Source organism: Pseudoxanthomonas suwonensis J47, assembly GCF_000513955.1.
In the GTDB taxonomy this organism is placed as follows: domain Bacteria; phylum Pseudomonadota; class Gammaproteobacteria; order Xanthomonadales; family Xanthomonadaceae; genus Pseudoxanthomonas; species Pseudoxanthomonas suwonensis_C.
In genome coordinates this window covers 153,983-168,430 of the sequence record NZ_KI911328.1, presented here as the reverse complement: position 1 = coordinate 168,430, position 14,448 = coordinate 153,983, and the positions used below count along the sequence as shown (strand labels likewise).

The following is a 14,448-nucleotide window of genomic DNA, read 5'->3' as shown; positions in this document are numbered from 1 at the left end:
CAGACGTCGCCAGCGCCGCGAGCGGAACCAACCGTGCCACCGCGCGAAACAGCGCCTTGCACCCGTAGCGGTATGCTCGCGGCGATTCCTCCACGCCGGAGACGGCCATGAGTCCATCCCCCGCACGATCCCGCGCCAAGGCGCCTTCCAGCCGGCCCCGCGCCGTTGCCGCGAACAGCCAGCGCACCCGTACCGAGCACGACAGCATGGGCGAGCTGCAGGTCCCCGCCGACGCCCTGTGGGGCGCGCAGACCCAGCGCGCCGTGCAGAACTTCCCGGTGTCCGGCCGGCCGATGCCGCGCGGCTTCATCCGCGCCCTGGGCCTGGTCAAGGCCGCCGCCGCCGAGGTCAACGCCGGGCTGGGCCTGCTGCCGAAGAACGTCGCCGGCGCCGTGCGCGCCGCCGCGCTGGAGGTGGCCGAGGGCCTGCACGATGCCCACTTCCCGGTGGACATCTACCAGACCGGTTCGGGCACCTCGTCGAACATGAATGCCAACGAGGTGATCGCCGCGCTGGCCAACGCCTCGGGCAAGGCCGGCAAGGGCCGCGTGCATCCGAACGACCACGTCAACCTCGGCCAGAGCTCCAACGACGTCGTCCCCACCGCGATCCGCGTGTCCGCGCAGCTGGCGGTAGTCGAGGACCTGCTGCCGGCGCTCAGGCACCTGCGCCGCACCATCAAACAGCGCGCCCGTGGCCTGCGCCGGGTGGTCAAGACCGGCCGCACCCACCTGATGGACGCGATGCCGCTGACCTTCGAACAGGAGTTCGGGGCGTGGGCCTCGCAACTGAAGTCGGCCGAAGGGCGCATCGAGGACAGCCTCAAGCGCCTGCGCCGGCTGCCGCTGGGCGGCACCGCGATCGGCAGCGGGATCAACGCCGACCCGCGCTTCGGCGCGCGCGCGGCGAAGGTGCTTTCCGCGCTGGCCGGGACGAGGTTCGAAAGCGCCGAGGACAAGTTCGAGGGCCTGGCCGCGCAGGACGACGCGGTGGAGCTGTCCGGCCAGCTCAACGCGCTGGCGGTGGCGCTGATCAAGATCGCCAACGACCTGCGCTGGATGAATTCCGGCCCGCTGGCCGGCCTGGGTGAGATCGAACTGCCGGCGCTGCAGCCGGGCAGCTCGATCATGCCGGGCAAGGTCAACCCCGTGATCCCGGAAGCGACGGTGATGGCCGCCGCGCAGGTGATCGGCCACCACACCGCGATCACCGTCGCCGGGCAGACCGGCAACTTCCAGCTCAACGTCACCCTGCCGCTGATCGCGGCCAACCTGCTCGACTCGATCCAGCTGCTTTCGAACGTGTCGCGGCTGCTGGCCGATTCGGCCATCGCCGGGCTGAAGGTGCGTCCGGAACGCGTGCGCCAGGCGCTGGACCGCAACCCGATCCTGGTCACCGCGCTCAACCCGGTGATCGGCTACGAGAAGGCCGCGGCGATCGCCAAGCAGGCCTACAAGGAAGGCCGGCCGGTGCTGGAGGTGGCGATGGAGGTCACCGGGCTGCCGGCGGCGACCCTGCGCCCGCTGCTTGATCCGGCGGTGCTGGCCCGCGGCGGCATCCACGGCAAGCCGGGCGGTGGCGGCGGCTGAGCGCCGCTGCAAACGCACGGCGCCGGCATGTGCCGGCGCCGCGTGGATCGGATCGGCGTCGACTCCCGTCGACGTGCCGGTTATTCCGCGGACAGCTTCGCCGCCGCCGCATCCGCCTCGGCCGCCGCGTCCATCTGCCCCGGTTCGTCCGTCGGCTTGCCCGGGTCGACCGCGTCGAAGTCGAGGTCCACGTCGTACTTGCCGTCCTTGCCGCAGTCCTCGATGTCGCCCTGTTCCAGCGTCGCGTACGGCTTGAAGGCGGGCAGGGCGGCGGCCAGTGCTTCCTGCGAGGCCAGCAGGTCCGGCAGGTGCTTGCAGATGCGGGTGGCGTCGGCCTTGATGCGCTCGCCGCGGGCCTTCATCTCGCGCTTGAACTCCTCGCTGCTGCCGTCCAGCAGGCTCTTGAGCGCGCCGGCGGCGGCCTCGATGCCGAGGTCGGCGCCACGCATGCCCACCTCGATGCCGGCCCGCGCCACCTTGATCATGTCCTCGCGGTAGGCCAGCAGCAGCCTGCGCTGCGCCTCGTCCACCGCGACCGCCCTGCCGCCGATCAGCAGGTCGCCCTGCGGGGTGATCTCGGCACGGGTCAGGCCGCTGTTCTTGCCGATCTGGATGTTCTCCCGGTCCAGCTTCTCGCTGGCTTCGGCCATGGCCTGCTGGATCTTGCGGCCCAGCGCGGTATTGGCCGGCGGAGTCGATCCCTTGCCGGCGGCGGGCTCGTCGCGTCCGCTGCACGCGGCCAGCGGCAGCAGTGCGAGCAGGGCGAGGGCGTGGAGGCTGCGCATGTGTTTTTTCCCCCTTAGTTCGAAGCGAATTCGCGGCGGACCTCTTCCTCGCATTCCTCGGCGTCGTCGGCCTCGAGGGGGGCGTAGGGTCGGAACTCCGGCAGGCTGGCGGCCAGCTTCTGCTGGGCCTCCATCAGCCCGGGCAGGCTGCGGCAGATCTGCCGTACCCCCGGCTCGATGCTGGCCTTGATGGTCTTCTCCAGGCGGCGTTCCAGGCTGCCGGTCATGGCCGCGAACATCAGGCTGAACAGCCCGCGGTCGACTTCGGCCAGGGCCAGGTGCGCGCTGCGCTCGCCGATGTCGATGCCGGCCAGGGCGATGTCGATGACCTGGGCGCGGTAGGCCAGCAGCTCGCGGCGCTGGCGCTCGTCGATCGCCACCGCCTTGCCGTCGATGAGGAAGTCGCCGGTCGGGGTGATCTCGGCCTTCGGCAGCGAAGCTTCGCCCTTGCCCTTGCCCTTGTGCTTCGGCCCCTTGCCGAAGTCCAGGCTGTCGCCCAGCGAAAGGTTGCCGGTCTTCAGTTCGGTGCGGGCGGCCGCCATCTCGGCGGCGACCTCGCGGCGGGCCCCGGCAAGCTCGCGGCTGATCTCGCCCTGGATGCCGTCGTCGAGGTTGGCGGCCTGCGCGCCCAGCGGGAGCAGGGCGGCCAGCAGCAGCGGCAGCAGCGTGGTGCGGATGCGCTTGGTGTCCATGGTGGTCTTGGTTGCCAGGAAGGAAGTAGTGGTCAGTCGCGACGGGGTACGTCGACGGTGCCGCGCACCTCGCGGTGGTTGACGCCGCCACTGCCGATCGAGCCGACCGACAGGCTGGCCGCGCCGCGCACCGAGGCGTCGCCGGAGCCGATGGAATCGATGCGCACGGCGCCGGCCACGTCCTGCAGCCCGGCGTCGCCGGAGCCGATCGAGCCGATCCGCACGTCGCCGCGCGCGCCTGCCAGGGTGAAGTCGCCGGAGCCGATGCTGCCGACCTCGACGTTCCCGCCGATGTTGCGGGCGTCCACGTCGCCGGAGCCGACCGAAAGCACCTTCAGCGAAGCGGCGCCGTCGACCTCGATCTCGCCGGCCCCGACCTTGGCGGTCACCGGGCCGCGGATGCGGACCAGCTTGGCCTCGCCGGAGCCGACGTCGGCGCTGGCCGTCGCGGCGCCCTCCAGCGAGGCTTCGCCGGAGCCGACCACCAGCTGCACCAGCACGTTGTCGGGCACGGTGCCGTCCAGGTCCAGCGAAGCGTGGTTGTTGCCGAACAGGCTGGACATCCCGGCCTTCGATTCGCGCCGCAGGCGCACCACCAGGGTGTCGCCCTTGCGTTCCTGGGTCAGGGTCAGGTCGGGCAGCCACTCCGGCTTGCCGGCGCAGGCCCGGCCGCGGAAGGCGTGGCTGCCGCCGGCAGTGGCGCGCAGGTCGACCTCGAACTGGTTGGTCTCGACGCGGATCGTCCTGATCCCGGCCAGGTCCAGCACCAGCTCCCGCGGCGAGGAGTGGGGGCAGTTGAGGGCGTCGGCCATGGCCACGACGGGAACCAGGAGGAGCAGGCCGAACAGGGGGATGCGCATGGGTCTTCTCCGGTGGAGGCCTGGAATCAGGCCTCGTCGCGCCAGCGGCGCAGGCGGATGGCGGCGGCGATCAGGGCTACGCCGGCCAGGGCACCGATCCAGATGTCGAAGGTGGCAAAGATGTGCCAGCTGCGGGTCAGGTCGATGGCGCTGGCCAGGTCGTCCGGGCTGTGGATCGCCGTCGAGTCGTCGACGATGCCGTGGACCAGCGGGTACCAGGTGCCCGGGACCGCGCTGAGCAGGCCGCGGTAGACCACCGTGTACCAGACCTGGTCGTGGGCGATGTCCACGCCGGGCAGGATGGTCATCATGCTGATCACCACGCAGACCAGCACCGGCACCAGCACCGCCCACAGGAACGGCTTGGAGCGGGCCCAGGCCGAGCAGAACATCAGCCAGCCGATGGTCGGCAGCGCCCAGACCATGTACACGGGCAGCGAAGCCAGTACCCCCCAGACGATCCGCACCGGGTGCGACTGGGTGAACACCCCGTGCGCGGCCGGCACGCCGTTGACGGTGATGGTCAGCGCCGAAATCACCCACAGCGCCAGGCCGATCAGCACGCCCACGCCGATGGCGAACAGCGGGGCCAGGACCAGCGCCCACACGGCCTTGGACAGCACCATCTGCGAGTCGGAGACCGGCAGCGACTTCCAGAACAGCACGCTGCGGTCGCGGCGGTCGTCGTACAGCGAGCCGAGGGCGTAGAAGAACACCACGAAGGCCAGCACCACGCAGGCCAGCAGGACGCCGCCGAGCAGCATGCCGTCGCCCATCGCGCCCAGGGCCTGGGCGACGCGGGTGGCATCGGTGTCGTCGTCGAAGACGAAACCACTGCTGCCCATGTTGCGGCGGGCGGCGATGCTGCCGATCACGGCCAGGATCAGGTTCAGGCCGACGATGATGCCGCCGGCGATCAGCGGCGCCCAGAAGAAGCCGCCGCGGTTCTCCCAGTATTCGCGCCGGAGCAGCCACTTGAACTTGGCGGTGCCGTGCGGGACGGCGGAAGCGGTGGGGGTATTCATGCGTAGGTCCCCTTCATGGTGGCGACGAACAGGTCGGCGAGGCCGGGGTTGCGGGTTTCGCCCAGGGCGGCCAGCTGCGCGCGCGGCGCGCCGTCGAACAGCAGCACGGTCTTGCCGAAGGGCAGGGCGCGCTCGTCGATCGGCTGGAGGGCGCGGGCGGCCTCGAGGCCGTCGGCGCCGACCAGCACCTCGGTGTAGCGCTCGGCGACCTCGTCCATCGGCGAGGACAGCACGATCCGGCCGTCGCGGATGAACAGCACGTCGGTGAGGATGTGCTCGATCTCCTCGACCTGGTGGGTGGTGACCAGGATGGTCTTGTCCTCGTCGAAGTAGTCCTCCAGCAGGCGCTGGTAGAACTGCTTGCGGTAGAGGATGTCCAGGCCCAGGGTCGGCTCGTCCAGGACCAGCAGGCGGGCGTCGATCGCCATCACCAGCGCCAGGTGCAGCTGCACGATCATGCCCTTGGACATCTCCCGCACCCGCAGCTTCGGGTTGAGCTGGGTATTGGCCAGGAAGCGCTCGCACTTGGCGCGGTCGAAGCGCGGGTGGACGCCGGCGACGAAGTCGATCGCCTCGCGCACCCGCATCCAGCGCGGCAGCACGGCCACGTCGGCGATGAAGCAGACCTCGTTCATCAGCTCGTCGCGCTGGGTGCGCGGGTCCTTGCCTAGCACCCGCAGCTCGCCCTCGAACGGGGTCAGGCCGAGGATCGCCTTCAGCGCGGTGGTCTTGCCGGCGCCGTTGGGGCCGATCAGGCCGACGATGCGGCCGGCGGCGATCTCGAAGTCGGCGCCGGCCACGGCGACCTTGTTCCTGTAGGCCTTGCGCAGGCCGCGTGCGGAGACGACGGCGCCGCCGGCGCTGTGGGTCGTGTTCATGAGTGGTTCCCCGTGGAAGCGAGCAGTTCTTCTACCGACAGGCCCAGGCGCTGGATGCGCTCGACCACCGCCGGCCATTCCTCCTTGAGGAAGCGGTCGCGCTCGCTGGTGCGCAGCTGGCGGGACGCTTCCTCGGTGACGAACATCCCCAGGCCGCGGCGCTTCTCGACCAGGCCTTCGTCGGCCAGTTCCTGGTAGGCGCGGGACACCGTGATGGGATTGAGCTGGTATTCGGCGGCGACCTGCCGCACGGAGGGCAGGGCTTCGCCCGGCTTCAGGATTCCGTCGAGCATCATGGCGATCACGCGGTCCTTCAGTTGGCGGTAGATCGGAGCGCCGTCGCTCCACTGGATGTCACTCATGGTCAACCCCGTGAGCGCAGCGACTGCGCAAAGGAGAAATAGGGCATGGCCGACGAGGCGCGGGCCTTGGCGCCGGATCGTTCCTCGACCGCTCCAAGGTCCGTGGCGCCGCATTCCGCGACGGCCCCGGCAAGTCCATAATCACCACGGCGTCCAGCGTGGTCGGGCAGCCACCGGGTCGCGCCCAGGACCGCCACGGCCAGGCCCAGGGCCATCAACCATGTGCGGTAGTTCGACAGGGTGCTTTTCATTGCGGTGTCCTGCGTTGGGTGACTGGTGTTGTATTCAACTATAACACCTAAACACAGGGTGTCAACACCGGCCGTACCCAACCGATGGCCTATGCCGTTCCCCCATCCCCCCAGGAGGCGCAGATGTCGGTCAAGCCCTTGATTGCAATGGTTCTCATGGCGGCCGCGGCACCGTCCCTGCTGGACGTGGAGTACCGCCCGCTGGCCGGGAAAACCCCGGTCAACCTGAACCAGCAGCAGGGCGGCAAGGTCCTGCTGATCGTGAACACGGCCAGCAAATGCGGCTTCACCCCGCAGTACGAGGGCCTGGAAGCGTTGCAGCAGCGCTATGCGGAGCGCGGTTTCGCGGTGCTCGGCTTCCCGTCCAACGACTTCCGCGGCCAGGAGCCGGGAAGCGAGGAGGAGATCCAGGAATTCTGCACGCTCACCTACGGGGTGAAGTTCCCGATGTACGAGAAGGTGCAGGTGGTGGGAAAGGATGCGACGCCGCTGTACCAGCGCCTGCGCGAGGCCACCGGCGTCGAGCCGGGCTGGAATTTCCACAAGTACCTTGTTTCGCGGGACGGACGCGTGGTTGGCAACTGGCCGAGCAAGGTCAAGCCGGACGATCCGGAACTGGTGGCGGCGATCGAGCGCGAACTGCAGGCGCCCGCGCCCTCGCGCTGAATCCGTCTTCCCGCATGCGGTACCGCGCAGGCCGGCGCATGCGACAATGCCGCCGCGCCGGCCCCTGCCGGCGAATGATCCAACCCTCCAGGGAACAACCTTAATGAACAACCGCATGCGCGGCGCTCTGGCGTCGCTGGTTATGGGAGCAGGCATGATGGCAGGTGCGGCCGTGGCACAGGACAAGGCCGCGCTGGCCACCGACAAGGACAAGGTCAGCTACGCGATCGGCCTCGATGTGGCCCGCTCGTTCGAGGCGATCGGCCAGGACATCGATTTCGCCTCGATGCAGAAGGCGATCGACCACGTCTTCGCCGGCGGCGAGCCGACCCAGTCCGAGCAGGACGCGCAGGCCACCGACGGTGCGCTGCGCATGGCCGTGGCCGCGCGCAACGGCCAGAACATCCCCGGCCTGGCGCCGGGCGCGCAGCCGCCGGCGCCGTCGAAGCAGCAGGTCGGCCTGCTGCTGGGCGAGCGCATCGTCGGCCCGTCGCTGGCGCCGATGAAGGACCAGATCGACACCGCGGTGCTGATGCAGGCCGTGCGCACCAGCCTGGGCAAGACCGGCACCCCGCTGATGAACGAGCAGGAGGCGATGGCCACCCTGCAGGCCTTCATGGCCAGCAAGCAGCAGGCCGTGGCGGAGAAGAACCGCAGCGAAGGCGCCGCCTTCCTGGCCCAGAACCGCACCCAGAAGGGCGTGCTGACCACCCCGTCGGGCCTGCAGTACATGGTCCTGCGCGAGGGCAGCGGCCCGCGTCCGCTGCCGACCGACACCGTGACCGTGAACTACGAGGGCAAGCTGCTCGACGGCACCGTGTTCGACAGCTCCTACGCGCGCGGCGAGCCGGCGCAGTTCCCGCTGAACCGCGTGATCGCCGGCTGGACCGAAGGCGTGGCGCTGATGCCGGTGGGCGCGAAGTACCGCTTCTGGATCCCGTCCGACCTGGCCTACGGTGCCAACGGCGCCCCGGGCGGCGTCATCGGCCCGGACGCGACCCTGACCTTCGACGTGGAGCTGCTGGGCATCGCCCAGTAAGCCGGTAACACGGCAGCGGCATGCGCGTCGCGATCTTCGGCACCGGATACGTCGGCCTGGTCACCGGCACCTGCCTGGCCGAGGTCGGCCACGAGGTGGTGTGCGTGGACGTCGACGCGGCGCGGGTGCAGGGCCTGCAGGACGGGAACGTCCCGATCTACGAGCCCGGCCTGGCACCGATGGTCAAGGTCAACCATGCCGCCGGCCGGCTGCGCTTCACCACCGACGCGGCCGCCGCGGTCGCCCACGGCGAGATCATCGTGATCGCCGTGGGCACGCCGCCGGACGAGGATGGCGCGGCCGACCTCAGCCACGTGCTGGAGGTGGCGCGCACGATCGGCCGCCATCTCGAGCTCCCGGCGGTGGTGGTGGACAAGTCGACCGTGCCGGTGGGCACGGCCGACCGCGTGCGCGGGACGATCGGCGCGGAGCTGCAGGCGCGTGGGGTGGACGTGCCTTTCGACGTGGTCTCCAACCCGGAGTTCCTGAAGGAGGGCGACGCGGTCGCCGACTGCATGCGTCCGGACCGGATCGTGGTCGGCGCCGACAGCGCTGCCGCGGTGGCGCGCATGCGCCGCCTGTATGCGCCGTTCAACCGCAACCACGACCGTTTCGTGGTGATGGACGTGCGTTCGGCCGAGCTGACCAAGTACGCGGCCAACGCGATGCTGGCGACCAAGATCAGTTTCATGAACGAGATCGCCAACATCGCCGAGCGGGTCGGCGCGGACGTGGAGGCGGTGCGCAAGGGCATCGGCTCCGATCCGCGCATCGGCTGGCACTTCATCTATCCCGGCGCCGGCTATGGCGGCTCGTGCTTCCCCAAGGACGTGCAGGCGCTGTCGCGCACCGCGCGCCAGCATGGCTACCAGGCGCAGCTGCTGGAAGCGGTGGAAGCGGTGAACCAGCGGCAGAAGGCGCATGTTTTCGAACTGGTCCAGCACCATTACGACCGTGGCGAGGACGAAGGCGTGCGCGGCAAGGTGTTCGCGGTGTGGGGACTGGCGTTCAAGCCCAACACCGACGACATGCGCGAGGCGCCGAGCCGGCGCCTGCTGGAACAGTTGTGGGAGGGCGGGGCGACGGTGCGCGCCTACGACCCGGAAGCGATGACGGCGGCGCGGCGCCTGTACGGCACACGCGACGGCCTGGTCCTGTGCGATTCGGCGCCGGCGGCAGTTGAAGGAGCGGATGCGCTGGTGGTGATGACCGAATGGAAGGAGTTCCGCAGCCCGGATTTCGCGCAGCTGCAAACCGCCCTGGGCGACGCGGTGGTGTTCGACGGGCGCAACCTCTACGACCCCGAAGAGGTCGAGGCCGCCGGCCTGGCCTACTACGGCATCGGTCGCGGCCGATCGGTGCGCGTGCCATGAGCCCGGCGCCGATCGAACCGGGCGCGGACGACGCCCTGGAGAAGCGCCTGGTCGAGCTGGAAACGCGACTGGCCTTCCAGGAGCACGCCATCGCCGAGCTGAGCGAGGAACTCGCCCAGGCGCGGCTGGAACGGGCGCGCAGCGAGGAGCTGCTGCAGGCCGTGCTCGCCGACCTGCGCGGCCTGCGCGGCGCGCTGTACGCCGACCCGGCCAGCGAACCGCCGCCGCCGCACTACTGATGCAATCCGCCCGGCTGCGCCGGGCGTCCCCCGGCACTACACGAACGACATGACCGATACCCTCCGCGACCAGCTGCTCAGTCTCGGCTTCAAGGCCGCTCCCGCCCCCGAACGCAAGCCGGGCAAGCCCGGGCAGGGCAAGGGTGGCCCGCGTGGCGGCGCCCACGGCAAGGGCAGGCCCCCGCACAAGGGTGGCCAGGCGCAGGGCAAACCCGCGCGCACCCAGGAGGAGATCGACCTGGGCAAGGCCTGGGCGCTGCGCGCGCAGAAGGAAAAGCAGGAACGCATCGAGGCCGAGCAGCGCAAGCAGGAAGAGGCGCGGCAGCGCCGCGAGGCGCGGGCGAAGCTCGAGGCGCTGCTGCAGGGCAAGGTGCTCAACGCCGAGGAGGCGGACATCGCCCGCCACTTCGAGTACGGCGGCAAGATCAAGCGCATCTACGTCACCGCCGACCAGCTCAAGGCGCTCAACGCCGGCGAGCTGGGCGTGGTCCAGCTCAACGGCCGCTACCTGCTGGTGGACGCGGCGGTGCTGGAAGAGGCGGGGACCATCTTCCCGCAGGCGGTGGCGCTGAAGGTCGACCCCAACGCCACGGCCGAGGAAGACCCGTACGCCGATCCGCGCTACCAGGTGCCCGACGACCTGGTCTGGTAAGGACAGCGCATCGCGGGCTTGCCCGCGGGTCCCGCTGGCGGCTAGCCTGCCGGTCCTATGAACACGCCCCTGCGGGTCCTCATCCACGGCGCCTCCGGGCGCATGGGCCAGGCGCTGCTGCGCCTGGCCGCCGACGCGCCGCAGAGCTGGCAGGTGGTCGCCGCGGTCACCGGCCGCGCACCCACGCAGCGCGTGGTCGACGGCGTGCCGTTCTTCGCCGCCGCCGAGCTGGGCGGGGTGCCGGCCTTCGACGTGGCGGTCGACTTCAGCCTGCCGGAGGGCGTGGAGCCGCTGCTGCAGCTGTGCGTGGCGCGGCGTGCGGCGCTGGTGTCCGGCACCACCGGCCTGGCCCCGGCGCAGCGCGAGTCGCTCGAGGCGGCCGCGGCTTCGATCCCGCTGCTGTGGGCGTCCAACTTCAGCGTCGGCGTGGCGGTACTGGACGAACTGGTCGAGCGCGCCGCCCGCGCGCTGCCGGGCTGGGACTGCGACATCGTCGAGTCCCACCACGTGCACAAGAAGGACGCGCCCTCCGGCACCGCCCTGACCCTGGGCGAGTCGGCCGCCCGCGGCGGCGCGACCCCGCGCTACGCCAGCCTGCGCGCCGGCGACATCGTCGGCGAGCACCTGGTCCAGCTGGCCGGGCAGGGCGAGCGCATCGAACTGGTGCACCGGGCCAGCAACCGCGACATCTTCGCCCGCGGCGCGCTGCAGGCCGCCAGCCGCCTCCATGGCCGCCCGGCGGGCCTGTACAGCATGCGCGGGCTGCTGTTCGGGGACAGCTGAACAGGGGCCGCAGGGCCCTCGTCGCCGTTCCCTTTTGCGGCCTTCGCCGGTACAATTCCCGCTCGCCTGTTACCCCACGCCCGGACCGGAAGAAACGCCAGTCCGCGGTTTTTTGCAGCCCGGCATCCAGAACTGCCGGCGGCGACAGGGCTCCCCCACACCTAGGGCGAACGACGTGACCCAACCCGCAATCCTCGTCCTCGAAGACGGCACCGTGTTCGAGGGCGAATCCGTAGGCGCCAGCGGCCTGTCGGTCGGCGAAGTGGTGTTCAACACCGCCATGACCGGCTACCAGGAGATCGTGACCGATCCCTCCTATGCCCGACAGCTGGTCACCCTGACCTATCCCCACATCGGCAACACCGGCTGCACCGACCAGGACGACGAGGCCCGCCAGGTCTGGTCGGCCGGCCTGATCGTGCGCGACGTGCCGCGCCGCCCGAGCAACTGGCGCAGCCAGGCCTCGCTGCAGGACTGGCTGGTCCGCCGCGGCGTGGTCGCCATCGCCGGCATCGACACCCGCAAGCTGACCCGCATCCTGCGCGAGCGCGGCGCCCAGAACGGCGCGCTGATGGCCGGCGAGGTCGACGTCGAGCAGGCGCTGGAAGCCGCGCGCAAGTTCCCCGGCCTGAAGGGCATGGACCTTGCCAAGGTGGTCAGCACCACCGCGGCCTACACGTGGAACGAGGGCCAGCTCGATCTCGACCGCAACGCCTTCGTCACCGCCGAGAAGAAGTTCAAGGTCGTCGCCTACGATTTCGGCGTGAAGACCAACATCCTGCGCATGCTCGCCGAACGCGGCTGCGACGTGACCGTGGTCCCGGCGCAGACCCCGGCGGCCGAGGTGCTGGCGAGGCAGCCGCACGGCGTGTTCATGTCCAACGGCCCGGGCGACCCGGAGCCGTGCGACTACGCAATCGCCGCGATCCGCGAGTTCGTGGCGAAGAAGGTGCCGCTGTTCGGCATCTGCCTGGGCCACCAGCTGCTGGCGCTGGCCGCCGGCGCGCGCACCACGAAGATGGCCAACGGCCACCATGGCGCCAACCACCCGGTGCAGGACCTGGACACCGGCCGCGTGCTGATCACCTCGCAGAACCACGGCTTCGCGGTCGACGAGACCACGCTGCCGGCCAACGTGCGCGTCACCCACCGCTCGCTGTTCGATGGCACCAACCAGGGCATCGAGCTGACCGACGCGCCGGCGTTCTCGTTCCAGGGCCACCCGGAGGCCTCGCCGGGTCCGCACGACGCGGCCCCGCTGTTCGACCGTTTCGTGGCTTCGATGGTGGCCTGAGCGCCGCCTGGCCGACAGGATGGATGCAACCACTAATGGGAGGTAAGGGAATGCGCTTTCTGAATGGATTTGTGCTGCTGGTCCTGCTGGCGTGCGCCTCGGCCGCATCCGCGCGCGAGGTGCCGATCCGCGATTTCTTCAAGGATCCGGAGTTCACCTCGGTCAGCATCTCCCCGGACGGCAAGCACATGGCCATCACCGTGCCGCAGGAAGACCGCACGGTGCTGGCGGTGCTGCGCGTGTCCGACAAGGGCGTGGTCGGCAAGTGGGACTACGGCCCGAACCGGCACTTCAGCCAGGTGCTGTGGGCCAACAACGAGCGCCTGCTGTTCTACGTGAACTTCAAGACCGGCCGCTTCGACTTCCAGACCTCGAAGGGCGACCTGTACGCGTCGAACATCGATGGCACCCAGCGCATCGACATCCCCAACGGCGCCTACTACAACATCGTCAGCCTGACCCCGGAGGATCCGCGCACGATCCTGGTCGAGCGCTCGATCGAGGCGTCCTACCTGTCCAAGCTGGACGTCTACAACGGCCGCCTGGTCACCGTCGCCACCGCGCCGGTGGAGATGGGCAGCTTCCTGGTCGACCATGACCGGAACGTGCGCTTCGTCTCCGGCGCGATGAACGACGGCCGCAACGTCACCTACCGCCGCGACGGCGACAAGTGGACCCTGGTCCACGAGAGCGAGCGCAACGGCGCCACCTACTTCCCGCTGGGCTTCGCCGCCGACAACCGCCGCGTGTACATGGCCAAGGGCGAGGAGGGCAAGCCGGAATCGATCGTGCTGCTCGACACCGAGACCCGCGAGGAGACCCCGCTGTCGAACAACGGCACGGTCAGCCCGTCGGGCTACCTGTGGAGCGCCGACCGCAAAACCCTGCTGGGCGTGTGGTACGAGGACGGCATCCCGTACTGGGACTGGATCGCGCCCGAGCATCCGGAGACCAAGGTCTACGCCGGCCTGGTCAAGGCCTTCCCGGGCAAGGCGGTGCGCTTCCTGCGTCCCTCCGACGACGGTCGCTACCTGGCGATGCGCGTGTACGCCGACACCATGCCGTCGGAGGCGTTCCTGTTCGACCGCGAGAGCGGCAAGGCCACCTTCCTGGCCGGCAGCATGGAATGGATCAAGCCGGCGGAGATGTCGCCGATGAAGCCGGTCGCCTTCAAGGCGCGCGACGGCCTGCAGCTGCACGGCTACATCACCATCCCCTCCGGCAGCGATGGCCGCAAGCTGCCGCTGATCGTCAACCCGCACGGCGGCCCGCACGGCCCGCGCGACGAGTGGGGCTTCAACCCCGAGGTGCAGCTGTTCGCCAACCGCGGCTACGCGGTGCTGCAGATCAACTACCGCGGCTCGGGTGGCTACGGCAACGCCTTCGAGGGCCTGGGCTACCGCAAGTGGGGCACGGCCATGCAGGACGACCTCACCGACGGCGTGCGCTGGGCCATCGCCCAGGGCATCGCCGACCCGGACCGCGTCTGCATCTACGGCGCCTCCTACGGCGGCTACGCGGCGCTGATGAGCGCGGTGCGCGAGCCGGACCTGTACCGCTGCACGGTCGGCTACGTCGGCGTGTACGACCTGGACGCGCAGCGCGACGCCGACTTCGCCGACCACGAGTACGGGCGCAACTACCTCAAGGACGTCTATCCGCCGACCAAGGCCGAGCGCACGGCGCAGTCCCCCGCGTACGGCGTGGACCGGCTCAAGGCCGCGGTGATGCTGGTCCACGGCGCCAAGGACGTGCGCGTGCCGATCAAGAACATGAACTTCCTGGTCTCGCAGATGGACAAGGTCGGCAAGAAGCCCGAGCTGGTGGTGGTCGAGCCCAAGGAAGGGCACGGCTTCCGCGACGTCGAGAACAACGTGAACCTCTACACGAAGATGCTTGCCTTCTTCGACAAGTACATCGGCCCGGGCGCGAAGGCGTCCACGGCCGGCACCCCCTGAGC

16 protein-coding genes are annotated in these 14,448 nt (G+C 70.0%); 9 read left to right on the top strand and 7 right to left on the bottom strand.

Annotated features, from left to right (window positions below):
• Positions 1–206: 206 nt before the first annotated feature.
• Positions 207–1,589: a class II fumarate hydratase gene (locus tag M503_RS0112140; RefSeq protein WP_028917622.1), complete on the top strand. Its 1,383-nt coding sequence runs from the start codon at positions 207–209 to the stop codon at positions 1,587–1,589.
• Positions 1,590–1,669: 80 nt separating this feature from the next.
• Here the strand turns inward: M503_RS0112140 and M503_RS16445 are convergent, their stop codons facing one another.
• From M503_RS16445 to M503_RS16435, 7 genes are read right to left on the bottom strand one after another with little or no spacing between them, the layout of a single operon-like run.
• Complete coding sequence (locus M503_RS16445; protein ID WP_037061341.1) at positions 1,670–2,374, bottom strand: hypothetical protein; 705 nt, start codon at positions 2,372–2,374, stop codon at positions 1,670–1,672.
• A gap of 14 nt (positions 2,375–2,388) precedes the next feature.
• The gene (locus M503_RS16900) at positions 2,389–3,066 is read right to left on the bottom strand and encodes a hypothetical protein (RefSeq protein ID WP_051414584.1); all 678 of its coding nucleotides are present in this window, start codon (positions 3,064–3,066) and stop codon (positions 2,389–2,391) included.
• A gap of 32 nt (positions 3,067–3,098) precedes the next feature.
• Entirely contained in the window at positions 3,099–3,926 is an 828-nt protein-coding gene (locus tag M503_RS0112125; protein ID WP_028918895.1) for a hypothetical protein, read from the bottom strand.
• Between the two features lie 26 nt (positions 3,927–3,952).
• A complete protein-coding gene (locus tag M503_RS0112120; RefSeq protein ID WP_028918894.1) occupies positions 3,953–4,951 on the bottom strand; it encodes an ABC transporter permease in 999 nt (332 codons plus the stop codon).
• Positions 4,948–5,829, bottom strand: a complete 882-nt coding sequence (locus M503_RS0112115) for an ABC transporter ATP-binding protein (protein WP_028917626.1) — start codon at positions 5,827–5,829, stop codon at positions 4,948–4,950. Before M503_RS0112115 ends, M503_RS0112120 begins: the two co-directional genes overlap by 4 nt.
• On the bottom strand, positions 5,826–6,191 hold the full coding sequence (locus M503_RS0112110) for a GntR family transcriptional regulator (RefSeq protein ID WP_024868762.1): 366 nt from the start codon (positions 6,189–6,191) through the stop codon (positions 5,826–5,828). Before M503_RS0112110 ends, M503_RS0112115 begins: the two co-directional genes overlap by 4 nt.
• Positions 6,192–6,193: 2 nt before the next feature.
• Positions 6,194–6,442: a hypothetical protein gene (locus M503_RS16435; protein WP_037061339.1), complete on the bottom strand. Its 249-nt coding sequence runs from the start codon at positions 6,440–6,442 to the stop codon at positions 6,194–6,196.
• A 123-nt stretch (positions 6,443–6,565) separates the two neighbouring features.
• Here M503_RS16435 and M503_RS0112105 point away from each other — a divergent pair, with 123 nt between their 5' ends.
• The 8 genes from M503_RS0112105 to M503_RS0112070 all read left to right on the top strand — a co-directional run bounded on the left by M503_RS0112105 (position 6,566) and on the right by M503_RS0112070 (position 14,446).
• The gene (locus M503_RS0112105) at positions 6,566–7,108 is read left to right on the top strand and encodes a glutathione peroxidase (protein ID WP_028918893.1); all 543 of its coding nucleotides are present in this window, start codon (positions 6,566–6,568) and stop codon (positions 7,106–7,108) included.
• Positions 7,109–7,211: 103 nt separating this feature from the next.
• Complete coding sequence (locus tag M503_RS0112100; RefSeq protein WP_028918892.1) at positions 7,212–8,147, top strand: FKBP-type peptidyl-prolyl cis-trans isomerase; 936 nt, start codon at positions 7,212–7,214, stop codon at positions 8,145–8,147.
• Between the two features lie 20 nt (positions 8,148–8,167).
• The gene (locus M503_RS0112095; RefSeq protein WP_028918891.1) at positions 8,168–9,520 is read left to right on the top strand and encodes a UDP-glucose dehydrogenase family protein; all 1,353 of its coding nucleotides are present in this window, start codon (positions 8,168–8,170) and stop codon (positions 9,518–9,520) included.
• Complete coding sequence (locus M503_RS0112090; protein ID WP_051414583.1) at positions 9,517–9,759, top strand: SlyX family protein; 243 nt, start codon at positions 9,517–9,519, stop codon at positions 9,757–9,759. The genes M503_RS0112095 and M503_RS0112090 overlap by 4 nt, the downstream gene beginning before the upstream one ends.
• Positions 9,760–9,808: 49 nt before the next feature.
• Entirely contained in the window at positions 9,809–10,411 is a 603-nt protein-coding gene (locus M503_RS0112085) for a DUF2058 domain-containing protein (protein WP_028918889.1), read from the top strand.
• Positions 10,412–10,468: 57 nt separating this feature from the next.
• Entirely contained in the window at positions 10,469–11,194 is a 726-nt protein-coding gene (dapB, locus tag M503_RS0112080; RefSeq protein ID WP_081721037.1) for a 4-hydroxy-tetrahydrodipicolinate reductase, read from the top strand.
• Positions 11,195–11,369: 175 nt separating this feature from the next.
• Entirely contained in the window at positions 11,370–12,488 is a 1,119-nt protein-coding gene (carA, locus tag M503_RS0112075) for a glutamine-hydrolyzing carbamoyl-phosphate synthase small subunit (protein WP_028918887.1), read from the top strand.
• Positions 12,489–12,538: 50 nt separating this feature from the next.
• A complete protein-coding gene (locus tag M503_RS0112070) occupies positions 12,539–14,446 on the top strand; it encodes a S9 family peptidase (RefSeq protein WP_197017227.1) in 1,908 nt (635 codons plus the stop codon).
• Positions 14,447–14,448 lie beyond the last annotated feature (2 nt).